Raw genomic sequence first — 23,306 nt, 5'->3', positions numbered from 1 at the left:
CCCGCTTGCTTAGAAGCTGTAGCTGAAGCTAATGGCTGCGAAATCACGGTCAGAAGCTGGCTCGTAATCACCGCCGGTATTGATGTTGTAACCAATACCAATTTTATAGTCGCTTAAGTAGCTGAAATCAACACTCAAACCGATGGTTTTACGACCTTCGATAAAGTTTGAGTTAGCTGAATAGCCTTTCACGTCGTGGCCTAGCGCCAACGTTGGTTGCATGTTCCAACCCGCAAACACGTTGTTGTAGTCACCGACGATACGAGCGCGATAGCCCCACGAGGTGCTGGTGACAAAGCCTTCACAGTTGATATCGCCCGCTGGAGCCGGGTTACCCAACTGCATTTGGTCAGCTACGCTCAAGCATTTGCCGTACACTGGGTTACGGCCGTAACGCTGTTCATCTAAGCCGGCTAAACCGTGCACCTTACTGATCGCAACTTCACCGATGAAGGTAACGCGGCTGGCACCTAACACGTTGTCTAGGAAGCGAATACCTGACATCTGCCACTGCGAGACATCGTATTCATCGTAACCGTGTTGCAGTTCGCCTAGGTTAGTAATCAGACCGTTTTCATCGCGTTGAATACGGTTGCTGAAAGTACTAGGAACATCTGCACGTAAACCGGTCGACAAAATCTCAGTGGTGTTGATTTGCACTGGCATATCGATGCGATAGCTCATTTCACCACCAACAGACCAGTCGCCTACGGTAGTTGCTACGCTGGCACCGAAGATTTTGGTGTCTTCAGGGAACTCAAGCACGTAATCAGGACCAGCAATTGGAATACCATCTGGGTGACTTAGCGCCGGAGTTGGCTGCTTGGTCCAGTTGTATGCTGAGATGATTGGCGTTTGTGTATGAATGTTCATGAAGTACAAGCCAAACTCAACGTCAATGTCGGTAGCATAGTGACGCATCGCGAAACCGTACTGGCCGCCATCGTCTGGCTCGATATCTGGCGCCCGCTCTAAGTAGGTACCGTACTGTACTGACTCAAGATCGCTTAGGTTAGAGTCTGGGTCACCAGGCACTAATTGCGGGTTCAGGGTCACTTTGTTACAGCCTGGGCCACCTAAAATATCAATGGTAGAGAAGAAAGTACCACAACCATCTAGTTTGTAGTCATCCCACTCATACTGATAAAACATATCTAAGCTGGTTTCGTCAGTTAAACCTATGTTTAGGTTCACCATGCCTACTGGCAACAAGGCTTCTTTAATTTCCACTCCTGGTCGACGAATTGCGTTCACGTCTACCGGATTAATGGCGTTAATACCATTGAAGATAAAGGTACTTTCACCCCAGCTCAATACCTGACGGCCAACCCGCAAGTTAGCTGGCATATCACCGATATCAAAATAGGCGTATGCGAACGCATCTAACAACTTAAAACCGGAACCCGTTGAGTAGTCATCTAATGCATCGTTGTTCAGAGTAACATCTGGGAAATAGTTGGTACCCGTATGACCCTGAGCTACGTTATTGTTCTTGATAACATCGTCATACCAGTATTTGAAACGGAAGAAAGCGCCGTAATCGCCGCCATCAATACTTAAATCGTGAACGCCCTTGAATACTGACGACACCATGTCGCCTTTGTCGTAGTTCAAGTTACCGTCGTCGGCGACGCCAGACTGGCCTAAACCACCGGCCATATTACCTGGGTGGATAACGCGCATATCGCGCTCTTCCATACGCCAAGCGGCGCCGTAAGAAATGATTGAATCGAATTTGACTTTAACGTCACCAACATCGAATTCTGCTGCTTGTACGCCTGCTGTTCCTGCTAGTGCGAGCGTAATTGCGGTCGCGAGAGGTAGTTTTTTTAGCATAGTTGTTCTTCTTTTCATGTTAGCCACCTAATCCTATTAGGATGTTATGCAGTCAATCATGTCCGATGAGTTAGAAATATGCAAGTGCTTCGTTAAAAAAGTAGCTGGATAAGAGCAAGAGCGCTGTTAGACATTAGCTATTGGATATTGGAGCGAGGCGCTGTTGGGTGGTGGTTATGTTTTGCAACAAAAAACCTCCGGATGGTCGCCCACCCGAAGGCCCTCTCTTATTCGTCTTTCGTCTTTCGTCTTTCACGAAGCACGAACCACGAAGCACGAACCACGTCTCTTCTACAACGCTTGTTCTAACTGCGGCAATACATCAAACAAATCAGCGACCAAGCCGTAATCGGCTACTTGGAAGATCGGTGCTTCTTCGTCTTTGTTGATGGCGACGATGACTTTTGAGTCTTTCATGCCTGCTAAGTGCTGGATAGCACCGCTGATACCAACAGCGATATACAGGTCTGGGGCAACGATTTTACCGGTTTGACCCACTTGCATATCGTTTGGTACGAAGCCGGCATCTACGGCTGCACGAGATGCGCCCACTGCTGCACCTAGTTTGTCTGCTACTTTTTCGAGTAACTGGAAGTTTTCGCCGTTTTGCATGCCGCGGCCACCTGAAATAACCACGCTGGCGGCGGTTAGGTCTGGGCGTTCAGATTGAGCTAGTTCTTCGCCAACAAACTCAGCTTTATCTGAGTTAAAGACGGCGTCGATGGCTTCTACGCTGGCACTGCCGCCTTCGGCTGCTACCGCATCAAAGGCAGTACCGCGCACGGTGATGACTTTGATGGCATCAGTAGCCTGTACGGTGGCGATGGCGTTACCTGCGTAGATCGGACGCTTGAAGGTATCGGCGCTTTCTACGCTAATGATGTCTGATACTTGGGCTACATCTAGCAAAGCGGCAACGCGCGGCATGAAGTTTTTGCCGGTGGTGGTTGCAGCAGCCAGAATATGGCTGTAGTTCTTACCTAAATCAGCTACTAAATCGCCTAAGTTTTCAGCTAAGAAATGACCATAAGCGGCATTATCTGCGAGCAATACTTTGCTCACGCCAGCAGCTTGTGCAGCTTGTTCTGCGACCGCTTGGCAGCCTGCGCCAGCAACTAGCACGTGAATGTCGCCACCGATTTGTTGGGCTGCGGCTAGGGTTTTTAGCGTAGCTGCGTTTAAGCTAGCGTTATCGTGTTCGGCAATGAGAAGAATGCTCATATCACTTTTGCCTCATTTTTTAATTTTTCAACTAACTCAGCAACGTCGGCCACTTTGATACCGGCACTACGTTCTGCTGGGGCTTCAACTTTTAATAAGTTTACGGTACGGGCTACGTTGACGCCTAAATCGGCGGCGCTCATCACATCTAGCGGCTTCTTCTTCGCTTTCATGATGTTTGGCAAAGATGCGTAGCGCGGCTCATTTAAACGTAGGTCGGTGGTGACGATAGCTGGCAATTGCAGCTTCACCGTTTGTAAGCCACCGTCGATTTCACGAGTGACCTGCACGCTACCTTCAGCAACGTTCACTTTTGAGGCAAAGGTACCTTGTGGCATACCGGTTAAGGCGCCAAGCATTTGCCCGGTTTGGTTGTTGTCTGAATCGATAGCTTGTTTGCCCAGAATCACCAGCTGTGGTTCTTCTTTGGCAACCACGGCTTGCAATAACTTAGCTACCGCAAGTGAGTCTGGTAGTTCATCAGTTTCAACTTGAATAGCACGGTCGGCGCCTAGCGCTAAGGCGGTACGCAGTTGCTCTTGCACTGCTTTAGGACCAATACTGACCACCACAACTTCGGTGGCATGGCCTTGCTCTTTAAGACGAACAGCTTCTTCTACCGCAATTTCACAGAACGGGTTAAGAGCCATTTTGACATTGGCTAGATCAACGTCTGATTGGTCCGCTTTGACGCGAACTTTAACGTTGTAATCAATGACGCGTTTCACCGCCACTAATACTTTCATGGTGTCGTTCCTGTTGTGTTATTTTCAGTTCAAAAATGGATTTAGACTCTGCAAGATTAACATTTTTCGCAGCAAAAATGGTACTCTTACCGCCATATTTCTTAGCAAGGTTTGTTTCATATCATGTACGGCATCCTCTCTGAATCCGATCTCAAGCAACTGGCGACGAGTTTTGTGAAGCCCGATCAGCGGCTGCGCGAATTGGTGCTGTTAGCTAAGCAGACGCCCCTTACATCGGCCTTGCAGCAGCCGCAGTTTGAGGTGTTTGGCTGCGAAGCTAAGGTATGGTTGCAATGCCAATGGCTGGCGAGCACCAGCGGCCCCGCCACTCCAACCGCTGCACCGCAGACTGCGTCCTTAACGCTTGAGCTTGGTAGTGAATCGCGCACCATTCATGGTCTATTACAGCTGATCAAGCAAGCGTTGCAAGGCGCCAGCCCCACGCAACTAGAAGCGTTTGATTTGGTGGCGTATCTGCGCGCGTTACACTTAGATGACTACATCAGTGCATCGCGACGCGATGGTTTGCAGGCAGTAGTGGCTGCAATCAAGGGTAAAGCTTAGGTAAAGTCATCATCTGTTGGTTGTATAAAAGCGTAGATCAGTTCGTAATGATTGCATTGTAAAGACCCCAGTAACTAGCTGGTTTGCTTGAAGAAGCATTTTTTTAAGAAGCGGCTAGACTGAGTTGAACAAGTATTCTGACTCGATAACCTGATGGAGCTGATATGACCGATCAGATATTCCAATACATTCCAACCATGCTGCTGCTGATGCTAGGACTATGGCTGACGTTGGTGGTGCTGCTCGCCTTTGAAGCACTCAGCCACCGGTGGACGCTACGTTCTATTCCCATCCGCATTCATGTGAATGGCACCCGTGGCAAAACTTCTGTCACTCGTTTAATTGCCGCCGGTTTGCGTGGTGGTGGTATTCGTACCTGTGCCAAAACCACCGGCTCAGCCGCAGCGATGACCGACCCTGATGGCCGTGAGTTTCCGATTTATCGGATTGCTGGTGCCAATATTCTAGAGCAGATGCGCTTATTAAAGCGGATGGCGGCACTCAAACCGCAAGCTGTGGTCATTGAGTGCATGGCCCTGCAGCCTCATTATCAATCGCTAACCGAGCTGAAAATGGTGCGCTCTAATATAGGCGTGATCACCAATGCGCGGCCGGACCATTTGGACGTGATGGGCCCGAACGAAACGGATGTTGCTTTGGCGTTAGCCGGCAGTACCAGTGTGCGCGGTGATATGTTTACTGCCGAACGCGATTTGCTCTCTATTCTTAGCGATGCCGCGGCGGATAGACGCAGCACCATGCACGCGGTGAGCTTAGCAGAGGTAGAGGCGATTGATGCCGACACCATGAGCCAATTTAAGTATCGCGAGCATGCCGAAAACGTCGCTTTGGCACTGAAGATTTGTGAGTTTGTTGGGGTCGACCGGCAACAAGCGCTGCAAGGTATGCTGGCCCTTGAGCCCGAAGCCGGCGCCATGCAAATCTTAAAAATCAACTACTTTAATCGTCACTTGATGTTCGTCAATGCCTTTGCTGCTAACGACCCGGAATCTACCGGTTCGATTTGGGAGAATATCCTGAAGCTCCATGCGCCAGCACAAACAGAAGATGGCGAACCGCGCAAACGTATCGCACTGATTAACTGTCGGGCCGATCGCCCCCATCGTAGTCAGCAAATGGCCGAAGCTGCAGCCGAATGGACGCCAGCCGATAAATACTTACTGATTGGTAGCGGTACTTTGTTGTTTGTGCGGACGGCGCTGAAGCACGGGATCCCGCCGGAGCGGTTATTGGTGTTAGAAAACGCACCTGTGACCGAAGTTATTGAACATATTTTAGAGCAATCTGGGCAGCATGCGGTGATTGTAGGCATGTGTAATATTCACGGTGGCGGCGAACAAATCGCACGCTTTTTCCATAACCGTGCAGTTGAAGAGGTTCACGTATGATAGCACTCAACATTTTGGCCGTTGCCATTGGTATCGGTTTATTCTTTGCGTTGTTTTTAAGCCAAATGCTGGGGTTAGCAGCAGGTGGTTTAGTGGTACCAGGCTATATGGCGCTGCAACTCACCAATCCGATGAGTATAGCGTTAACCTTATTTGCCGCCCTACTCACCTATTTGATTGTGCGCACCGTGGCTAGTTTTGCGGTGATTTATGGGCGTCGGCAAACCATCATCATGATTTTAACCGGTTACTTAATTGCCGGCCTGTTTGATGTGTTTTTAGCTAATTTGGTCACTTGGGTTGATCTCGACATGGTGGGCAGCACCTCAGGCGAAGGCGAAGCGCAAGTCGCGATGCTGGAATCGAATCTACTGATGTCGGTGATGGAGACTAATTTGATTGGTTACATCATTCCGGGCTTGATTGCCATTTGGTTTGACCGCCAAGGCGTACTACAAACCCTCTGCGGCCTTGCAGTGACCGCAGTACTGGTGCGGTTAACCCTGATTATTTTAATGCCCGAGCAGTTGGCCGCTTATGAAGCCAGCCAAGCCTTTCAGATGCCAGGTTGGTAAGGAGTAACAGATGGCGAATTATACCAAAATTTATTGGCGCTCTAGTGGCGTACCTACCTGGGGTTTAGTGTTTCTGACGATTGCTGCATTATCTGCCTTTTTGGTGGCAGAAAAGCTGCAGCAGCGCGACCCCGTGGTAGAAGAAAACTACACCACCATGGTTACTGCAGCTCGCATCATGCGTGATGCCATGGATACCTTGCAACCGATTCGGGCCCAGCGTGAACCGATTAATCCGGAATTTGATCCGCAGCGTTCTGGCTTGATTGGGGTATCGACCAGCCCGGTAACCACTACTCGTGGTGGCCGTGAAAGCAAACAAACCACCATTAACCCGAACTGGGCGGCAGTGGCGGTGAAGTTGATGAAGCAAGCCGGCGTTGAACAAGGCGACAAGGTGGCGGTGACCGTATCTGGCTCGTTTCCGGCCATGAACCTTGCGGTGTATTCAGCTATCGAAGCGATTGGTGCCGAGCCGGTCATCATTGCTTCGGCTTCGTCTTCACAATGGGGTGCGAACGTGCCGGGCTTGCTCTGGATTGATATGGAACGCGAGCTACGCCAACGCGGCAAGCTCTCGTTAAAACCTATTGCAGTATCTATCGGTGGCGTAGAGGACCGTGGTGTGGATCTGTCGGCAGAGGGGATTGCGCTGATCAAACAAAGTATCGATCGCGCTGATATTCCGTTATTAGAGCCACAAGATTACCAAGAAGCCGTTGCTGAACGCGTTGCCCTGTTTCGTGAATACGCTGAAGGTGAGAAGTACAAAGCCTTTATTAACGTTGGTGGTGGTGCCACCATCGTGGGCCCGCCAGGGATTGATGATCAGTTTAAATCAGGGCTGATTTACGATGCTCCAGCGCGCGCTTTTGCGGTAGAAACCGTAATGGGACACTTTATTCGCGAAGGCACGCCGGGTATCCATATGATTGGTATCAAAGGCTTAGCTGAGCGCTATAACTTGCCGTTGGCGCCACTCGAGCCCGTCGCTGTAGGTAATGGCGGGGTCTATAATGCCACCACTTATCGGCGTTGGTTGGCGGCGGTGTTAGGCCTTGGTTTGTTTGGCTTAACTTGGCTGATTGTCCGCAGCGCACGAATCAACAGCGTGTTCCAACGCACTGGTGAAGATGGTAAGAGTGTGCGTCCTATGGTGTAAACTGAATGGTTTAAACTGAATGGTGTAAGCCGTTAGTTCGTGTTCAGGAAGTTTGGTTAGCCGCCTTAAGCCTTGGCTTTGGTGGCTAATTTATTGAGCAATAAAGCGACTGCATGCATCGCAAAGGTGCAGGTAACTGGCATGGCAGCGCCAAAGCCGGTACTGCAATCCATGCGCATACTGCCAGCGCCAGGTTTAGCATGCGACCATTCTTGGCTGCCATCCGCAAGGATGGTGGGATAGCGTAGCTGCTCGGTGGAATAGACCGCAGTAACACCAAAACTGCGTTTAGGATTCTTCGAGAAGTTGTAATTACGGCGCAACATAGAGCGCACCTTGGCGAGCAAGGGATCTTGCGTGGCTTTGGCCACATCAGCGGACGTTACTTGGCTCGGATCCACTTGGCCTCCGGCGCCACCGCAAGTCACCAGAGGCAATTTGCGCCGCTTACACCAAGCAATCATGGCCGCCTTGACGGTCACACTATCGATGGCATCCAGCACGCCGGTCACGCTACCACCCAAGCATGTTTCAAGATTGTCAGCGGTTAAAAAGTCATCGATGATATGCACTTGGCAGTCAGGATTAATCTCCCGTACCCGGGCTGCTAACACTTCCGTTTTGAGCTGCCCGACGGTACTGGTAAGCGCCGGCAATTGGCGATTGATATTGGTGATACAAACATCGTCCAAATCAATCAGGGTTAACTGCCCTACGCCACTGCGAGCTAAGGCTTCAACCGCCCACGAGCCGACTCCGCCCAGCCCAACCACAGCGATATGTTGCTCACTGAAGTGGTTAGTAGCCTGCTGGCCATACACCCGCTGAATTCCTGAAAATCGTTGCTTACTCAATGCTGATCTCCTGTGACAAGCAAATGGCGTGTTAGCTATTAGCTATTAGCCAAGACCGACGTTGCCGGCCTTAGACGCTGAATGGATACTGGATGGGGGGATGACATTGATAGCCTTCGACGGCGAAATCATCCAGGGTGACCCAGGTTTCGAGATCTTCAAGGCTTTTGATGTCTGGGTTAATGCGCAGTTGCGGCGAGGCAAAAGGTTCGCGCTTGAGCTGCACATCGCGCATCAGTTGCAACTGGTCTTCGTAAATGTGTGCGTTCACAATTTTATGGTAAGCAATGCCCGGTTTATGGCCGGTAATTTGCGCCATAAGAGCCAGCAACGTAAACACCTGTACTTGGTTAAAGTTTAGCCCCAGTGGCACATCGCACGAGCGCTGATAGCTAGTGAGATACAAGGTGTCGCCTAACAGCGAAAAATTGTGGGTGTGCATGCATGGGCGCAGGCAACCGTAGTCAAATTCACCGGGGTTATAAAAACTGATAATTTCGCCGCGATCATCTAAGCCCTTGCTGAGGTTATCCACCACTTTACGCAGTTGGTCCACCGTGCCCCCATCGGGCTTCGCCCACGCTCGGCCTTGTACCCCATACACTCGCCCCATGTCGTCGGTACCACGACGATGAGGGTTGTTGAGCCAGGCTTGGTTTTCATTCGCGTTGGCATCCCAAGTTGGTGCACCTAAGGCGCGAAAATCAGCGGCACTGGAATACCCGCGCAAATAGCCAAGCAGCTCCGCAATCGCCGCTTTCCAATAGCTTTTGCGGGTGGTAATTAAGGGTAACTGATTCAGATCAACGCGATAGTTTAAATCCGCATTGATGACCGTGAGGCAGCGTTTGCCGGTACGCTCGTTGGTGACCCAAACGCCCTCATCGACAATACGTTGGCACAAATCGAGGTACTGTCTCATCGGTTTGCTCCTTTGCTCTTGCTAGCACTGGCACTGGTACCTGCACCCGCACGATAGGCATAGATCATTAAGCCGACGCCGGCCAGCACCATAGGCGCGCTTAGCCATTGTCCCATCGACCAACCAAAGGCGAGGTAGCCAAGATGCTCATCGGGTTGGCGGGCATATTCCACCACGAAGCGGGCTAACCCGTACCCCACTAAAAAGAGGCCACCAATGGCACCGGTAGGGCGAGGTTTGCGGCTGAACAGCGCCAGCACCACAAACAGCAACAGGCCTTCGAGAGCGGCTTGATACAGCTGCGACGGATGCCGTGGTAAGTCACCGGCACCGCGAAACACCATGGCCCACGGCACATCACTGACGCGCCCCCAGAGCTCGCCATTAATAAAGTTACCGATGCGTCCTGCCCCCAACCCAACGGGCACCAGCGGCGCAGCAAAATCACCAATAGCCAACAGGCTCTGCTGACTGCGTTTGGCGAAAATCCACAAGACCGTAATCACCCCCAGTAAACCGCCATGGAACGACATGCCGCCACTGGTGATATCAAATAAATACAGTGGGTTATCAACAAAGTAGGCCCACTGATAGAAAATCACATAGCCCACTCGACCACCGATAATCACGCCCATGAAGGCCCAAAACAGTAAATCACTGAAACGCTGTTCGGTCCAACCTTGGGCGGCATAATGAGACATTCTGCATTGGCGATTGCCCCACCACCAAGCAAACAAAAAGCCCACTAAGTACATCAGCCCGTACCAACGCAAATCTAAAGGCCCAACACTAACAATGATGGGGTCGATGTAAGGGTGGTGCAAAACTTCGGATGACATAAATTATCCTATGACTAATTTTAACGAAATAATGACTAAGAAAATGGCGAACCCGCGCTGCAGATGTTTGACCGGCAGCTTTTGGGTTAGATGCGCGCCCAGCGGAGCGCACAGCATCGAGGTTATCGATATTGCCAGCCACGCCTGCACATGCACATACCCTAGCAAGCCATGGGCATTGTCTAGCTGTTGCCCCAAAATAATAAACGCCAGTGCGGCACTCACGCCGATGCTTAAACTACCCACCGATGATACAGCGATGGCTTGTCGAATAGGCACTCGTAAACGTTGTAACAGCGGCACAGTAAGCGAGCCACCGCCGATACCAACCAGCGCCGATAAAGTGCCCATGGCGGTGGCAATGACTGCCATCAAGCGCTTAGACACGTCGGTAAGAGGCTCACCGCCGCGCTGTGGAATCAACATGCGGATGGAAAGCAGCATCAGCACCACCGCAAATATACGTTGCAGCCATTCGGGTTTCAGTAAGGTGGCTAGCCAAGCGCCGATAACCGCCCCTACCATCAACCCCGGAATTAAGCGCCGTACCCAAAACCAGCTGACTTGGCCATGCTTGAGATGCGAGCGGGCTGAACTGGAGGTGGTCATAACGATGGTGGCGAGCGAGGTTGCCACCGCCATTTGCACCACTAAATCAGGGGCAACGCCGAGTATCGGCAGCAAATAAATCAGTAAAGGAACTATCACCAGGCCGCCGCCAATACCCAGCATGCCGGCTAATAAGCCTGCCACCATGCCTCCGGCTAAACACCATAACCAGCCTGTTAGTAACACTCGTGCTCCTTAGTTTTTAACTTGAACTTGCGCGTTACGCACCAGCGCGAACAAAGCCGCCTAAGCCTGCATTTTCTAGGGCTAAGATAACCCGTTTCCGCACCTGTTGGGGGCTGCGAGCGGCCAGCACTTGGCGCAACAACTCGGGCAAATCGGCCGCAGCTATGTGCCTTATTATCCAGCGAATGCGATCAATGTTGTAGCTATTCATGCTTAAATTGCGATAGCCCATGGCTAATAGCAAGATGGCGCCACCTGGCTCGCCAGCAAATTCACCACACACAGATAGCGGTTTATTCAGCTCTTGGCAGCGTAGAGCAATTTGCTGCAGCGCATGCAGTACCGCCGGATGATAGGTATCGTATAAATCTGCTACCCGCGAATTATTGCGATCCACCGCCAGCATGTACTGCGTTAAATCATTGGTGCCGACCGAGAAAAAGTCCACTTTGTCAGCCACTAAATGCAACTGATAAATCATCGCTGGCACTTCTATCATCACCCCAATTTGCGGCTGATAGAGTTGTTCGTCCACACTGCATTCTAGCTCTTCTGCCACTTCGTGGTAAGCCTGATGAATCATTCGCACGGCTTCATCGACTTCGTCGGCGCTGGTGATCATCGGCAATAAAATACGTAAGTTGTTGCGCCCTACGGAGGCTCTCAGCATGGCCCTGATCTGCACCAAGAAAATATCAGGGTGGTCTAAGGTCATACGGATGCCGCGCCAGCCCAAGAACGGGTTCTCTTCGCTCATAGGCAAATACGGCAGAGGTTTGTCGCCGCCCACATCAAGGGTGCGCATCACTACCGGGGCACCACGAAATTGTTCGAGTACCTGTCCGTACAAAGCCACTTGTTCATGTTCTGTGGGCAGACGCTCTTGCATCATAAAAGGAATTTCAGTGCGGTACAGGCCCACCCCTTGCACGTTCAACTCACTGAGCCAATCCCGCTCGGTGTTCAGGCCGACATTCAGTTGCAATTGTACCCGTACGCCATCGGTGGTTTCAGCCGGCAAATGGCGGCCTTGCATCACTTTTTGCCGCAACGCTAGCTCTTCGTCGGCCAGCAATTGATATTCCTGCTCCACTTGCAAAGGCGGATTAACAAACACATCGCCGTTGTAGCCATCCACGATCAGAGTTTGCCCACCTAGCTCACTGATGTCTAAATCGGCTAAGCCTAAGACTGCCGGGATGCCCATGCTGCGCGCCATGATGGCGGCATGGGAGTTGCCTGAACCGCGTACCCCAACCATGGCAATAATGTCGCTATGAGGAAGTTCGGCCAGCATGGTGGCGGTAACATCATCGGCCACCAAGATGCATTTGGCTGGCGTTTCAAGATGGCGGCGACTGCGATCTTGCAGGTGCGACAAAATACGCTGACCCAGATCACGAACATCGCTGGCTCGTTCACGAATGTAGTCGTCATCGAGGTTTTCAAACTGTTCTACGAGCTGCTCAACGACTTTTTTTAGCGCCGTTTGCGCACGCCAACCTTCGTTGATGGTTTGCTCAACTTCTTGTCCCAGCGAGGCCGAATCGAGCATGGCGTGATAGACCTCAAAAATCGCCAAAGATTCTTCGGCGACTTGATGCTTCATGCGTTCGCTGAGTTCGTTGAGCTCTTGCCGGGTACGGGCTACGGCCGAGCGAAAGCGCCGTACTTCGTGCTCCGGCATATCGGTACGCTTGGGCGTGACTTCACTTAAGCGAGCCAGCGGCGTCACCACATAGGCTTCACCCATGGCTACCCCGGGCGCGGCCGGATGGCCTTTAAAGGTTTCTAGCCAGGGCGATTGTTTAAACTGATGCAACAAACCTTTGGCTTCAGCATGGGCAATAACCGCCGCTAGCTGAGCCGCTAAGGTCACCACAAAGGCTTCTTCATCGCTGGTAAAGGCGCGCGCTTGATGTTGTTGCACCACCACCACGCCTAACACCCGACGCCGATGAATCACAGGCGCAGCCAACATGGCTTTGTATTGGGATTCAATCACTTCCGGGATATGAATAAAAGCTGGATGGCTGCTCGCATCGGCAAAGTTGAGCGGCTCTTCGCGCCGGGCCGCCAAGCTGATCACACCTTCGCCAAAGGCAATTTTAATCGGGGTTTCGGAGCGGATTTCGAGCCCATCTGTGGCCGCCATCACGAACATTTGCTGGTCGTGATCAGCTACATAGACGGTACAAGAATCCGTATCCAGCGCCGCTTTAATTTGGCGCACCATGGTACGTAGCGCCAGCTCAAAGTCTGGCGCTTGATTCACAGCTTCAACGATACGTTGTAAATCACGCAACATGGTTGGCATAAGCGGCCTTCGTACTTGTTTCGGAGCAGCCGACGCCTACCGACGGCGGCGCGCTGGCCGAGGTTTCTTGGCTGACGGGGCCAAGGCAAAAGGGGCAAATTCTTTCATCACGCGGCGGTAAACATCGCGCTTAAAAGACACCACTTGTCGCACTGGGTACCAATAACTGACCCACCGCCAACCATCAAATTCTGGATGCGACGATTGCATCACATCAACATCTTTATCCTGACATTTTAACCGCAGTAAAAACCATTTCTGCTTTTGCCCAATACAGGTTGGCCGCTGCTCTTTACGAACCAATCGTTTGGGTAAACGATAACGGAACCAATGGCGACTGGTGTAGACAATCTCTACTTGTTCGGGTTTTAATCCGACTTCTTCCCAGAGTTCACGGTACATAGCTTGTTCAGCATTTTCGCCGTCATCTATTCCACCTTGCGGAAACTGCCAACTATGCTGGCCCAACCGCCGTGCCCAAAACACCTGACCGTGCTCATTACAGATGATGATTCCCACGTTGGCGCGAAATCCTTCAGCGTCTATCACGCGAGCGCCCTCATAAATTCGACTTATGGAATAGATTTTTCCATAATCACGCTAATATTAAAAGAAATAAGGTACCGCATACGCGCCATGGCAACAACAATGGATTTAAAACAACTCTTCGAAAAGGCCAGCGCCTTGGCCGGATATAGCTTTGCCGAAGTGGCTGCAGCGCATGGTTTGACTGTGCCGGCCGACTTACGCCGTAACAAGGGTTGGGTCGGACAATTATTAGAGGCGGCCTTAGGTGCAAGCGCCGGTTCACAGGCGTTACAAGACTTTCCGGAGCTAGGCGTGGAGCTTAAAACCATTCCGCTTAATGCTGCTGGCAAGCCACTCGAGACCACCTTTGTTTGCACCACACCGCTAACTCAGGTGACCGGATTAACTTGGGCCGACAGTAATGTGCGCAACAAATTACAATGCGTGCTGTGGATTCCGATTGATGGCCGGCGCGAGGTCCCGCTCGCGCAACGCTGCATTGGTACGGCTTTTTTGTGGCAGCCTACTGCTGCAGAAGAACACTTGTTGCAACAAGATTGGCAGGAACACATGGACCGCATTGCCCTAGGCCAAGTGGAAAGTATCACGGCACACCAAGGGCAAGTGCTGCAATTACGACCGAAAGCCGCCAATAGCCGGGTGTTGACGGATGCGATTGGTCCTGGGGGCGAGCTCATTCAGACGTTACCGCGGGGCTTTTATTTAAAAACCCAATTTACCGAACAGATCATTCAACGCACGTTTGCACTTTAATTCTGTACGTTAATTAGCAAAAAATTTAGCAAACAATGATAAACTGCTGAGTATATGCAGCAGCAGAGAAGGAAATTTTCATGGATACACTCGGTTGGCGAGAGTGGGGAGCACTGCCGGAGCTGGGCATTAGTGCGATTAAAATGAAAGTAGACACAGGCGCACGGACGTCTTGTTTGCATGCGTTTAGGTTAGAACCTTTCAGCAATCAAGGTGAAGAATGGCTGCGAATTTGGTTGCATCCCGAGCAGCACAGCGACCGTGAATTGGTTTGCGAAGCCAAAATTCATGACCAACGCGAAGTCACAGATTCTGGTGGTCATACCGAGATGCGCTATGTTATTTTAACGCGCCTGCACGCGGGCAACTTCGATGCCCCGGTAGAATTAACCCTAACCAATCGCGACACCATGAAGTTTAGAATGCTATTAGGCCGCCAAGCCATGCGCGGCCATTTTGTTGTCGACCCTGATAAATCTTATTTACTTGGCCAGCCTGGAGCCACCGCATGAGAATTGCCATACTATCGCGTAACGCCAAATTATATTCAACGCGCCGCCTCATTGAAGCCGCCGAACTGCGTGGCCACACTGTGGATGTGCTCGACCCCCTGCGCTGTTACATGAACATCAACGCACGCGAGTCGTCAATTCACATGAAGGGTAAGGATTTGCCGACCTACGATGCGGTGATTCCGCGCATCGGGGCCTCGATTACTTTCTTTGGTACTGCGGTACTGCGTCAGTTTGAAATGATTGGCACGTACCCGCTCAACGAAAGCGTGGCGATTTCTCGTAGCCGCGACAAGCTGCGCTCGTTACAGCTGTTAAGCCGTAAAGGCATTGGCTTACCAACCACCGGCTTTGCTAGTCAGCCGCAAGATATTCCTGATTTAATTGACATGGTGGGTGGCGCCCCGCTGGTGATTAAGTTACTGGAAGGCACCCAAGGTATTGGCGTGGTATTAGCTGAAACCCGGCAAGCGGCTGAGAGCGTGATTGAAGCCTTTATGGGCTTGGAATCGCACATTATGGTGCAAGAGTACATTAAAGAAGCAGGTGGTGCGGATATTCGCTGCTTTGTGATTGGCGATAAAGTAATTGCCGCCATGAAGCGCCAAGCCAAAGCCGGTGAGTTTCGTTCTAACTTACACCGAGGTGGTACCGCCAGCTTAGTTAAATTAACTCCTGCTGAACGTGCTACTGCGGTTAAAGCAGCGAAAACCATGGGCTTAAATGTCGCGGGTGTGGATATTTTACGCTCTAACCATGGTCCGTTGGTGATGGAAGTGAACTCGTCGCCTGGGCTAGAAGGGATTGAAGCGGCCACTGGCAAAGATGTTGCTGACCAGATTATTTCGTTTATTGAAAAAAACGCAGCAGTCAATAAAACTCGTACCAAGGGGCGCGGCTAAGTCCGCTCCCGCCTTTTGACTTAGGGTTTCTGCATGAAACAACGCTCGTTTGAATTAGCTGGCAAAAAAATAGCTCCGGGCTCGCGCCATAGCGTCAAAATCCCAGCCGCTCGACTCTACAACGATACCCCGATGGATTTGCATGCTGAGGTGTTTCATGGCGTTAAGCCGGGCCCTTGCTTGTTGGTCTGTGCCGCCATTCATGGCGATGAGCTGAACGGCATTGAAGTATGCCGACGCTTGATGGGCATTTTAGATGCTAAAGAATTAGCCGGCACCGTGATTATTGTGCCGGTGGTGAATGTATTTGGCTTTATTCAGCAGTCACGTTACCTGCCTGATAGACGCGACTTGAATCGCTGTTTTCCAGGCTCTGAGCGGGGGGCTTTAGGTAGTCGGCTAGCCTTCTTGTTTAACGAAATGCTGGTACAAAACGCCACCCATATTATTGATTTGCATACCGGCGCCATTCACCGTAGCAACTTGCCACAAATTCGCGTCGATACCGATAACGCTGAAGCGCTAGATATGGCTGAGGCCTTTGGTACGCCGGTGATCTTGCACTCAAAAGAACGCGATGGTTCGTTGCGCTCTCTGGCCACAGAACTTGGTATTCCGCTGATTCTATACGAAGCCGGTGAGGCTCTGCGGTTTGACTATGCAGCCATAAAAGCCGGGGTAACCGGCGTGCAGAACGTGATGAAGTCGTTAAAGATGCTAAAAGGTCGGCGCAGTCGTAAAAAAGTACGGCCGGTGGTGGCCCATCGCAGTGGCTGGGTGCGCAACGAATACGATGGCTTGGTGATCCCTAAAATTGAATTGGGCCAAACCATTACCAAGGGCCAAGTGATTGCGCAAACTGTAAACCCCCACGGCGAAGAGCTGCATGCGATTAAAAGCCCCTATCATGGCATCGTGATTGGTATTAGTAACATCCCGGTGGCTAATGAAGGCGAGGCGCTGTTTAATGTGGCGCAATTTGACAGTGAAGTGATTGAGCATGCCAGCGAAAACGTTGATGTTTTTGCTGAAGCCTATGCGCAGAAGCCCATTTAACCGCGAGTAAGAAACTTATGCAGGCATTGCAGCCACCCTCACAACTTGTTCTGCGCCAACAGCAGCAGTTTACTCAGCAACCCTTGTTGCTAGTTAACGCTCCTGATGCCAGTGTGGCGAGCGAACTTAACGTAGCGGGGGTATGGCATTTACATGCTGGTTATGCAGCGCAATGGCAGGCCCAGCAACCGCACGTGGCTCAGCATTTTGGCGCGCAACCACCGTCGTTGACGGACGTGCCAGCTGCCGCAGCTGCGTTGGTTTGGTTACCTAAAGAAAAGGCCCTGACACTGTTTCTGCTCGATGCGCTGCGAGCTTTGTTCCCAGTCAGCACTGATATTTGGTTGGTTGGTGAAAATCGTGGTGGTATCAAAAGCATTCATAAGAACTTACCAGCGTCAGTTACAGCCGCGCATAAGGTCGCTAATGGAAATCACTCGCTGTTGCTGCACTGTCAAATCAGTGAGCCACTCGCCCAGTTTGAGCTAGCTGATTACCTGGTTTATACGGATTATCAGGGCGCGGCTGAGCAAGCGCCATTAACTTTAGCTAGTTTACCTGGGGTGTTTGCGTTTCCGAGCATTGATGAAGGTAGCGCTATGCTGCTGCAGCATTTGCCCCGCATCAGTCACGGCCGGGTGCTTGACTTTGCCTGTGGTCATGGCGTGTTAGGAGCTGTGCTGCAACAAGCACAACCGCAGTTAGAGGTGAGTTATTTGGATGTCAGCGCAATGGCCTTGGCCGCCTGTGCTGAAACCCTGCGTAGCAACCAGCTGAAGGGCCATTTGATTGCCGCTGATAGCTTAACGGCTGCTAGCAAAGAGCCCAGTTTTAAGCATGGCTTTAACTATGTGGTAAGCCATCCACCTTTCCACACGGGCACAGCCACGGATTACAGTATTGGCCAGCAGTTTTTACAGCAGGTGAATCAGCATTTGTGTCAAGGCGGTGAGTTGTGGGTGGTGGCGAACCGCTTCTTACCTTGGCCAGAGCTGATAGAGCAAGCTTTTGGCCATTGCGAACGGGTTGCCCAAGATAATAAGTTTGCCGTCTACAAGGCGATTAAATCCGTGCGCCGCGCCAGCCCCAGCAAGCCCAAACCAGCACCTGCAGCTAGCCGTCAGCGCAAACCACGCCAGCGGCAGTGGCAATAGCGGTTAGTTTATTATGGTCAATTATCAGATCGGCTCCATCAAACGCAGCGTCACGCAACTGGTGATTCTCATCACCACCTTATTGGTGGCGGTTGCTAGTGTAACCCTTAGTTTGATGTATGTTCGTGATATTGACCAAAACCTTCGCCAAGACACGCGTAATTTGGTGGCTTATGTGGAGCGTAATGTTACCCCGGCGCTGGTTTTTGCGCAGCCGGAACAAGCCGATACTTGGCTAACCAGCCTCACCTATCTGCCTTTGGTGCAGCATGTACATGTCTATAAATTTGAGCCTATCAGCGAAAGTTTGACGTTTTTTGCGAGCTTTTACGCCGAGCAAAGCAGTCCGATCCCGGTGCGTTATGACCGCGCCCAAGAGCTGTCACAGCCGGTACGAAGCGAGCGTTATTATGAATTTGCTAAGCCCATCATGCTGGATGGCAAGTTACTCGGTTACGTTTATTTACGCAGTTCGCGCAGTGAGCTAGATCATGCCATAGCACTGAGCACCGGGCTCACTCTAGCGGCTATCTCAGCGGGCTTTGCCCTGAGCTGGACCTTAAGCCTGTGGTTGCGCCGCCGTATTACCCAGCCCTTGGATAGCATGGTAGCTGATATCAACGCCATTGCCCGTAATCGCGACTACAGCTCTAAGTTAGCCGAAGTGCAGTTGGCGGAATTAGACCAAGTGAGCCACGCTTTTAACTCACTGTTAGAGCGCATTCAGCAGCATATCGAAAAACAAGATATTGCCGAGCAGCGCGCTAGCGAACTCAATAAAGAGCTTGAACGCCAGGTTGAGGTACGCACGCAACAGCTGCGCGCGGCCAACCAAGATCTAACCGATGTGGTAGATGAGCTGCATCAGTATCAGCATGAGATTGTTGAGGCACGCAAAATGCAATCGCTTGGTCGCCTGATTTCAGGGATCTCCCACGAGATGAACACACCGGTGGGTTTGGCGGTGACGTCCAGTTCTATTTTGCAAGACAAGCTGGAGGCCCTTGCGACTAAGTTCAACGAGAAAAAGCTGACGAGCGACGACATGCAGCACTTTTTAACCTCGTTTACGGAAAACTTAGAATTGGTAACTCGCAACCTCGGTCGTACCGCTGATATTGTGAATGCCTTCCAGCAGTTAGGGCTAGAGCAGTACAGTGATTCAGAGCGGGCGATTACCCTAGGTAGCTTCAGCCAAGACATTTTGCAGCAGTTGCATAGCCGCTATCCAGAATTAGACCGGGTGCACATTGTGATTGACGTGTCGGCGCAACTTACCGTGCGTTGTTTGGCCGGCCCGCTAGCCTCGGTGATTTCACAGCTATTCCAAAATTCTGCACAGCATGCTTTTCATACAGTTGAAAACCCACACATTCACCTCCATTTCAGTTTTGTACCGGATAACAGCAGCAGCAACCATAGTGGCCGGCTACTGATCCACTATCGTGATAATGGCGAGGGAATTCCTGAGTCTATTAGTGGTCATATCTTTGAGCCGTTTGTAACCAGTAAACGTGGCCAAGGTGCGACCGGCTTAGGCATGCATTTGGTGTATAACCTGGTGCATCAGGTTTTAAAAGGGACCATAGAAATCGACCCGATTGCCAATCACGGTGCGGCTTTTAGAATTTCCATACCGGTTGAATTGGTGGCTAATTAAACACATTTGGCTAGCGCCGATTAGGCCCGATGAAAATTTCGATTGGCATTATCGAACAGCTGTACGAAAAAAATTGGGCGATATGTTAATTTACATGCTACACTATTTTCCTATTACCAAATTTCAACACATGTTAACAGAATTCCTGGACCGACATTATGAGCGCAAGACTACTGATTGTTGAAGACGAAGTTGTCACCCGAAACACTCTTACCCGCTTGTTCCAACAAGAGGGCTACGATGTATTTGATGCTGCCGACGGCATGCAAATGCAGCGTATTATGGCGCGTCAGGCAATCGATTTGGTGATCATGGACGTGAACCTACCAGGCAAGAGCGGTATCGAGCTTGCTGAAAAGTTACGTGAAAACGATAACATCGGGTTAGTGTTCTTAACTGGCCGTGATGCTGAAGAAGATCGCCTGCTGGCGTTAGAGCTAGGTGCTGATGACTACCTCATCAAGCCATACAACCCCAAAGAATTGATTATTCGCGTACGCAACTTGTACCGTCGTATTGAAGCCTTGAAAAGCCAACAGAAAGCCGTTGGTCACGACAGTATTGTGTACGACTTTAATGGCTGGCGCCTTGAAAGCGATAGCCGCTGCTTGTTCTCACCGGATGGTAAAATGTTCCGGTTACCGAAGAGCGAGTACCGCGCAATGGAATTATTCCTGACCAACCCAGGTAAAATTTTAGACCGCGAAACCTTAGTTAAGAAGATGCTTGATCGTGAATTACGTCCGAATGACCGCACCGTTGATGTTGCCATTCGTCGTATTCGTCGTCACTTTGAAAGTGATACGACCTCGCCAAACTTAATCACCACCATTCATGGTGAGGGTTACCGTTTTGTCGGCGACGTCAATATCAAACATTTAGAACAACCGTCACTCAATTCCCCGAGCCTTTAACCAGTGACGTAGTTGATGTTGGTGCAGTGGTAATTCTAAAACCCACTGTGCCAACATGTCATCCACTTGATCCCAGTGCCACTCTTCGCGTTCCAGCCATTCCATGTGTGCCGCCAATTGGCGTAAACCAAGCGTACGACACGCGCCTTTAACTTTGTGCGCCTGCGAGCGGGTTTGCTCTTCATCACGGGCTTTGATCAGCCGGGTGAGGTAATCGACATAACCGCCAATATTGCTGGCAAAGGCTTCGTACATTTCTTGCACGCCTTCGTTGCCAAGTAGCTCGTGATACTGCGTGAGTAATTTTTCGTCTAACATCTTGTCCGCTTCCTTGTGTTATGGGATGGGATTTTCGATATCCCCAATCGATAAAGTTTAACCTAAAAAATGAACCAAGTATGGCAAACTACCGTAATCAGCTTGAATCTAGTATAATACCGACCCTTTTTGGGTACATCAGCTAATTTGTAACGTTTGGAGCCGTACAGCATGCCAACAGCAACCCCTACTATGATGCCAGATATCGCCAATCAAACCCGCGCGCAAACCGAGGGTAAGCTTGATTGGGTTGGCATGAGCAACATCGAGATGCCGCTGGTAGTCGGTGCCGCCAACGAGCCAGAGCGCCCAGTCAGCGCTCGCGTTGATGCCTTTGTGAATCTGACCGATCCGAAAGCGAAAGGCATTCACATGTCTCGTTTATACCTGTTACTGGAAGATTTATCCAATAACGATGTGTTAAGCCATCAATCGTTGCGCACATTATTGCACGATTTTATTGATAGTCACGAAGGTTTGGCCGATCAAGCCTATGTAAAATTTAGTTTTGACTATCATTTACGCCGCAAGTCGTTGATCAGCAAAAAGCAAGGTTGGAAAGCCTATCCTGTGACTGTAGTTGGTCGCTACGATAATGGCAACCTGCAGCTTGAGCTTAGCGTTGAAGTGCCCTACTCGTCTACCTGCCCATGTTCGGCAGCGTTGGCGCGGCAATTAATTCAAGAAGCTTTTGCCGAGCAGTTTGGCACCGAGCAAGAGGTTGATGCCGAGTTAGTACATCGCTGGTTAGGCACCACCCAAGGTATCGTGGCAACCCCACATAGCCAGCGCTCAATCGCCCAAGTGAAAGTAGCTTTAGCGGAGCAAGCCAACGAGTTGCCGATTATCATGTTGATCGATGCCATTGAAGATGCCTTGAAAACCCCGGTTCAAGCAGCGGTTAAACGCGAAGATGAGCAAGAGTTTGCCCGCCTCAATGGCCAAAACCTGATGTTCTGTGAAGATGCCGCACGGCGCTTACAACATGAATTGCATCAGCACGCTGGGTTTGCCGACTTCTGGATTCGGGTAAACCACTACGAATCATTGCATGCGCATGATGCGGTAAGTATTACCACCAAAGGTATCCCAGGCGGCTTTAAAGCTTAAGCCAAAATATCGACCTACCAATCCGGCTGCGGTATACTGTGCGGCCGGATTTTTTTGTTTTAGAACCTTACATGACTGCCCGATTGAGGACAAGATGGAACCTATTGATATCGTTGGTATCGGCAACGCGCTCGTCGATCAAGAATTTGAAGTAACCGATGAGTTTTTGCAGCAGCATCAGATCGAAAAAGGCATGATGACGCTGATTGAAGACGCCGACCAAGAACGTTTAATCGCTGAACTAGCTAACCGCGGCGAATTAAAGAAACAATCGGGTGGTGGCTCTGCTGCTAACTCTTTAGTGGGCTTTGCCCAATTTGGTGGCAAAGCCTTTTATTGCTGCAAAGTAGCCGACGACGAAGCCGGTAAGTTCTATTGCGAAGACTTAGAAGCCGTAGGTATCACCACCAACACCGGCAGCCAGAAGCACCAAGGCAAAACCGGTCGTTGTTTAGTGATGGTCACGCCTGATGCCGAGCGCACCATGCGTACCTACCTAGGTATCACTGCCGACTTATCCGTAGCTGAATTAGACGAAGCGGCCATTGCCCGTGCCGAGTACCTTTATATTGAAGGTTATTTGGTGACGTCGCCGATTGCTCTAGAAGCCATTGCCCGGGCGAAAGAAATCGCGCGTGCTAACGGTACCAAGATTGCCATGACCTGCTCCGATCCTGCCATGGTGAAATACTTTGGTGACGGCATCGAAGCCATTCTTGATGGTGGCGTAGACGTGATGTTCTGCAATCAAGAAGAAGCACGGATCCTAACTGGTACTGATGACGTACAAGAAGCCATGCAGCTATTGCAGCAGCGCGCTCATTTAGTGGCTATTACCTTAGGTAAAGACGGTGCGCTACTCGGCGACGGTAGCCGCCAAGTAGCGGTGCCTGGCGTGAAGGTTAAAGCAGTCGACACCAACGGTGCTGGCGATATGTTTGCCGGCGCTATGATGTACGGCATCACCCGCGGCTATAGCCTAGCCGCTTGCGGACTATTGGCAAGCCATGCCGCAGCTGAGGTCGTTTCTAATTTTGGCCCACGCCTGAGCCCTGATCGCCAGCAACAGCTGCTGATCCGATTACAGCATCAACCAGAATTCGCTGGGTAAAGGCAACAACGCCGTGAGCTTTGGGCT

The 23,306-nt window shown here is 50.9% G+C and carries 23 protein-coding genes; 13 read left to right on the top strand and 10 right to left on the bottom strand.

All coding sequences use genetic code 11. The features are described from left to right. Window positions 1-9: 9 nt before the first annotated feature. The 3 genes from NOG12_RS08580 to NOG12_RS08570 form a co-directional block, all read right to left on the bottom strand. Window positions 10-1,854 (bottom strand): DUF1302 domain-containing protein, encoded by a 1,845-nt coding sequence (locus NOG12_RS08580; protein WP_313932992.1) that lies wholly within the window; start codon window positions 1,852-1,854, stop codon window positions 10-12. A gap of 273 nt (window positions 1,855-2,127) precedes the next feature. After that, a complete protein-coding gene (locus NOG12_RS08575; RefSeq protein WP_110076673.1) occupies window positions 2,128-3,057 on the bottom strand; it encodes an electron transfer flavoprotein subunit alpha/FixB family protein in 930 nt (309 codons plus the stop codon). After that, window positions 3,054-3,803 (bottom strand): electron transfer flavoprotein subunit beta/FixA family protein, encoded by a 750-nt coding sequence (locus NOG12_RS08570; protein ID WP_110076674.1) that lies wholly within the window; start codon window positions 3,801-3,803, stop codon window positions 3,054-3,056. The genes NOG12_RS08575 and NOG12_RS08570 overlap by 4 nt, the downstream gene beginning before the upstream one ends. Before the next feature lie 123 nt (window positions 3,804-3,926). Here NOG12_RS08570 and NOG12_RS08565 point away from each other — a divergent pair, with 123 nt between their 5' ends. The 4 genes from NOG12_RS08565 to pgsW all read left to right on the top strand — a co-directional run bounded on the left by NOG12_RS08565 (window position 3,927) and on the right by pgsW (window position 7,513). After that, the gene (locus NOG12_RS08565; protein ID WP_313932991.1) at window positions 3,927-4,367 is read left to right on the top strand and encodes a SufE family protein; all 441 of its coding nucleotides are present in this window, start codon (window positions 3,927-3,929) and stop codon (window positions 4,365-4,367) included. A 164-nt stretch (window positions 4,368-4,531) separates the two neighbouring features. Then, window positions 4,532-5,776, top strand: a complete 1,245-nt coding sequence (gene pgsB / locus NOG12_RS08560) for a poly-gamma-glutamate synthase PgsB (protein WP_313932990.1) — start codon at window positions 4,532-4,534, stop codon at window positions 5,774-5,776. Continuing rightward, entirely contained in the window at window positions 5,773-6,351 is a 579-nt protein-coding gene (gene pgsC / locus NOG12_RS08555; protein WP_313932989.1) for a poly-gamma-glutamate biosynthesis protein PgsC, read from the top strand. Before pgsB ends, pgsC begins: the two co-directional genes overlap by 4 nt. A gap of 10 nt (window positions 6,352-6,361) precedes the next feature. Further along, on the top strand, window positions 6,362-7,513 hold the full coding sequence (gene pgsW, locus NOG12_RS08550; protein ID WP_313932988.1) for a poly-gamma-glutamate system protein: 1,152 nt from the start codon (window positions 6,362-6,364) through the stop codon (window positions 7,511-7,513). A 65-nt stretch (window positions 7,514-7,578) separates the two neighbouring features. On the opposite strand, the gene tcdA is transcribed toward pgsW, so the two are convergent. The 6 genes from tcdA to rppH form a co-directional block, all read right to left on the bottom strand. Next, window positions 7,579-8,367 (bottom strand): tRNA cyclic N6-threonylcarbamoyladenosine(37) synthase TcdA, encoded by a 789-nt coding sequence (gene tcdA, locus NOG12_RS08545; protein WP_313932987.1) that lies wholly within the window; start codon window positions 8,365-8,367, stop codon window positions 7,579-7,581. A gap of 70 nt (window positions 8,368-8,437) precedes the next feature. Continuing rightward, a complete protein-coding gene (locus NOG12_RS08540; RefSeq protein ID WP_313932986.1) occupies window positions 8,438-9,289 on the bottom strand; it encodes a thymidylate synthase in 852 nt (283 codons plus the stop codon). After that, window positions 9,286-10,128, bottom strand: coding sequence for a prolipoprotein diacylglyceryl transferase (gene lgt, locus NOG12_RS08535; protein ID WP_313932985.1), 843 nt, complete (start codon window positions 10,126-10,128; stop codon window positions 9,286-9,288). The genes NOG12_RS08540 and lgt overlap by 4 nt, the downstream gene beginning before the upstream one ends. Before the next feature lie 3 nt (window positions 10,129-10,131). Continuing rightward, window positions 10,132-10,923 carry a sulfite exporter TauE/SafE family protein gene (locus NOG12_RS08530; protein WP_313932984.1) on the bottom strand — a complete coding sequence of 264 codons (792 nt, stop codon included), beginning with the start codon at window positions 10,921-10,923 and terminating at the stop codon, window positions 10,132-10,134. A 34-nt stretch (window positions 10,924-10,957) separates the two neighbouring features. Next, the gene (gene ptsP, locus NOG12_RS08525; protein WP_313933028.1) at window positions 10,958-13,231 is read right to left on the bottom strand and encodes a phosphoenolpyruvate--protein phosphotransferase; all 2,274 of its coding nucleotides are present in this window, start codon (window positions 13,229-13,231) and stop codon (window positions 10,958-10,960) included. A 45-nt stretch (window positions 13,232-13,276) separates the two neighbouring features. Continuing rightward, window positions 13,277-13,789: an RNA pyrophosphohydrolase gene (gene rppH, locus NOG12_RS08520; RefSeq protein ID WP_110076682.1), complete on the bottom strand. Its 513-nt coding sequence runs from the start codon at window positions 13,787-13,789 to the stop codon at window positions 13,277-13,279. Window positions 13,790-13,876: 87 nt separating this feature from the next. On the opposite strand from rppH, the gene mutH reads away from it, so the two are divergent. From mutH to arcA, 7 genes are all read left to right on the top strand, one after another. Further along, a complete protein-coding gene (gene mutH / locus NOG12_RS08515; protein ID WP_313932983.1) occupies window positions 13,877-14,542 on the top strand; it encodes a DNA mismatch repair endonuclease MutH in 666 nt (221 codons plus the stop codon). Window positions 14,543-14,622: 80 nt separating this feature from the next. Beyond that, a complete protein-coding gene (locus NOG12_RS08510; RefSeq protein ID WP_313932982.1) occupies window positions 14,623-15,054 on the top strand; it encodes an ATP-dependent zinc protease family protein in 432 nt (143 codons plus the stop codon). Further along, window positions 15,051-15,956, top strand: coding sequence for a 30S ribosomal protein S6--L-glutamate ligase (gene rimK / locus NOG12_RS08505; RefSeq protein WP_110076685.1), 906 nt, complete (start codon window positions 15,051-15,053; stop codon window positions 15,954-15,956). Before NOG12_RS08510 ends, rimK begins: the two co-directional genes overlap by 4 nt. 33 nt (window positions 15,957-15,989) lie before the next feature. Beyond that, window positions 15,990-17,012: a succinylglutamate desuccinylase/aspartoacylase family protein gene (locus tag NOG12_RS08500; protein WP_110076686.1), complete on the top strand. Its 1,023-nt coding sequence runs from the start codon at window positions 15,990-15,992 to the stop codon at window positions 17,010-17,012. A gap of 17 nt (window positions 17,013-17,029) precedes the next feature. Next, window positions 17,030-18,166 (top strand): class I SAM-dependent methyltransferase, encoded by a 1,137-nt coding sequence (locus tag NOG12_RS08495; RefSeq protein WP_313932981.1) that lies wholly within the window; start codon window positions 17,030-17,032, stop codon window positions 18,164-18,166. A gap of 13 nt (window positions 18,167-18,179) precedes the next feature. Beyond that, complete coding sequence (locus NOG12_RS08490; RefSeq protein WP_313932980.1) at window positions 18,180-19,826, top strand: ATP-binding protein; 1,647 nt, start codon at window positions 18,180-18,182, stop codon at window positions 19,824-19,826. Between the two features lie 155 nt (window positions 19,827-19,981). After that, entirely contained in the window at window positions 19,982-20,740 is a 759-nt protein-coding gene (gene arcA / locus NOG12_RS08485; RefSeq protein WP_110076689.1) for a two-component system response regulator ArcA, read from the top strand. Here the strand turns inward: arcA and NOG12_RS08480 are convergent. Beyond that, window positions 20,717-21,058 (bottom strand): Hpt domain-containing protein, encoded by a 342-nt coding sequence (locus NOG12_RS08480; protein ID WP_313932979.1) that lies wholly within the window; start codon window positions 21,056-21,058, stop codon window positions 20,717-20,719. The genes arcA and NOG12_RS08480 overlap by 24 nt on opposite strands. Before the next feature lie 171 nt (window positions 21,059-21,229). On the opposite strand from NOG12_RS08480, the gene folE2 reads away from it, so the two are divergent. Together folE2 and NOG12_RS08470 are read left to right on the top strand one after the other, a co-directional pair. Then, window positions 21,230-22,168: a GTP cyclohydrolase FolE2 gene (gene folE2, locus NOG12_RS08475; RefSeq protein WP_228759493.1), complete on the top strand. Its 939-nt coding sequence runs from the start codon at window positions 21,230-21,232 to the stop codon at window positions 22,166-22,168. Window positions 22,169-22,262: 94 nt separating this feature from the next. After that, window positions 22,263-23,279 (top strand): adenosine kinase, encoded by a 1,017-nt coding sequence (locus tag NOG12_RS08470; RefSeq protein ID WP_313932978.1) that lies wholly within the window; start codon window positions 22,263-22,265, stop codon window positions 23,277-23,279. Window positions 23,280-23,306: the final 27 nt, after the last annotated feature.

The sequence above is a fragment of the Pseudidiomarina fusca genome (assembly GCF_032227045.1).
In the GTDB taxonomy this organism is placed as follows: Bacteria; Pseudomonadota; Gammaproteobacteria; order Enterobacterales; family Alteromonadaceae; genus Pseudidiomarina; species Pseudidiomarina fusca.
The sequence above is the reverse complement of the archived record's forward strand: the minus strand, read 5'-3'. Positions and strand labels throughout refer to the sequence as shown.

What these genes read in the sequence shown, in the direction of transcription:
- NOG12_RS08580 (WP_313932992.1), bottom strand. Translation starts at nt 1,854, where the DNA reads ATGAAAAGAAGAACAACTATGCTAAAAAAACTACCTCTCGCGACCGCA.
- NOG12_RS08575 (WP_110076673.1), bottom strand. Translation starts at nt 3,057, where the DNA reads ATGAGCATTCTTCTCATTGCCGAACACGATAACGCTAGCTTAAACGCA.
- NOG12_RS08570 (WP_110076674.1), bottom strand. Translation starts at nt 3,803, where the DNA reads ATGAAAGTATTAGTGGCGGTGAAACGCGTCATTGATTACAACGTTAAA.
- NOG12_RS08565 (WP_313932991.1), top strand. Translation starts at nt 3,927, where the DNA reads ATGTACGGCATCCTCTCTGAATCCGATCTCAAGCAACTGGCGACGAGT.
- pgsB (WP_313932990.1), top strand. Translation starts at nt 4,532, where the DNA reads ATGACCGATCAGATATTCCAATACATTCCAACCATGCTGCTGCTGATG.
- pgsC (WP_313932989.1), top strand. Translation starts at nt 5,773, where the DNA reads ATGATAGCACTCAACATTTTGGCCGTTGCCATTGGTATCGGTTTATTC.
- pgsW (WP_313932988.1), top strand. Translation starts at nt 6,362, where the DNA reads ATGGCGAATTATACCAAAATTTATTGGCGCTCTAGTGGCGTACCTACC.
- NOG12_RS08540 (WP_313932986.1), bottom strand. Translation starts at nt 9,289, where the DNA reads ATGAGACAGTACCTCGATTTGTGCCAACGTATTGTCGATGAGGGCGTT.
- lgt (WP_313932985.1), bottom strand. Translation starts at nt 10,128, where the DNA reads ATGTCATCCGAAGTTTTGCACCACCCTTACATCGACCCCATCATTGTT.
- ptsP (WP_313933028.1), bottom strand. Translation starts at nt 13,231, where the DNA reads ATGTTGCGTGATTTACAACGTATCGTTGAAGCTGTGAATCAAGCGCCA.
- mutH (WP_313932983.1), top strand. Translation starts at nt 13,877, where the DNA reads ATGGCAACAACAATGGATTTAAAACAACTCTTCGAAAAGGCCAGCGCC.
- NOG12_RS08510 (WP_313932982.1), top strand. Translation starts at nt 14,623, where the DNA reads ATGGATACACTCGGTTGGCGAGAGTGGGGAGCACTGCCGGAGCTGGGC.
- rimK (WP_110076685.1), top strand. Translation starts at nt 15,051, where the DNA reads ATGAGAATTGCCATACTATCGCGTAACGCCAAATTATATTCAACGCGC.
- NOG12_RS08500 (WP_110076686.1), top strand. Translation starts at nt 15,990, where the DNA reads ATGAAACAACGCTCGTTTGAATTAGCTGGCAAAAAAATAGCTCCGGGC.
- NOG12_RS08495 (WP_313932981.1), top strand. Translation starts at nt 17,030, where the DNA reads ATGCAGGCATTGCAGCCACCCTCACAACTTGTTCTGCGCCAACAGCAG.
- NOG12_RS08490 (WP_313932980.1), top strand. Translation starts at nt 18,180, where the DNA reads ATGGTCAATTATCAGATCGGCTCCATCAAACGCAGCGTCACGCAACTG.
- NOG12_RS08480 (WP_313932979.1), bottom strand. Translation starts at nt 21,058, where the DNA reads ATGTTAGACGAAAAATTACTCACGCAGTATCACGAGCTACTTGGCAAC.
- folE2 (WP_228759493.1), top strand. Translation starts at nt 21,230, where the DNA reads ATGCCAACAGCAACCCCTACTATGATGCCAGATATCGCCAATCAAACC.
- NOG12_RS08470 (WP_313932978.1), top strand. Translation starts at nt 22,263, where the DNA reads ATGGAACCTATTGATATCGTTGGTATCGGCAACGCGCTCGTCGATCAA.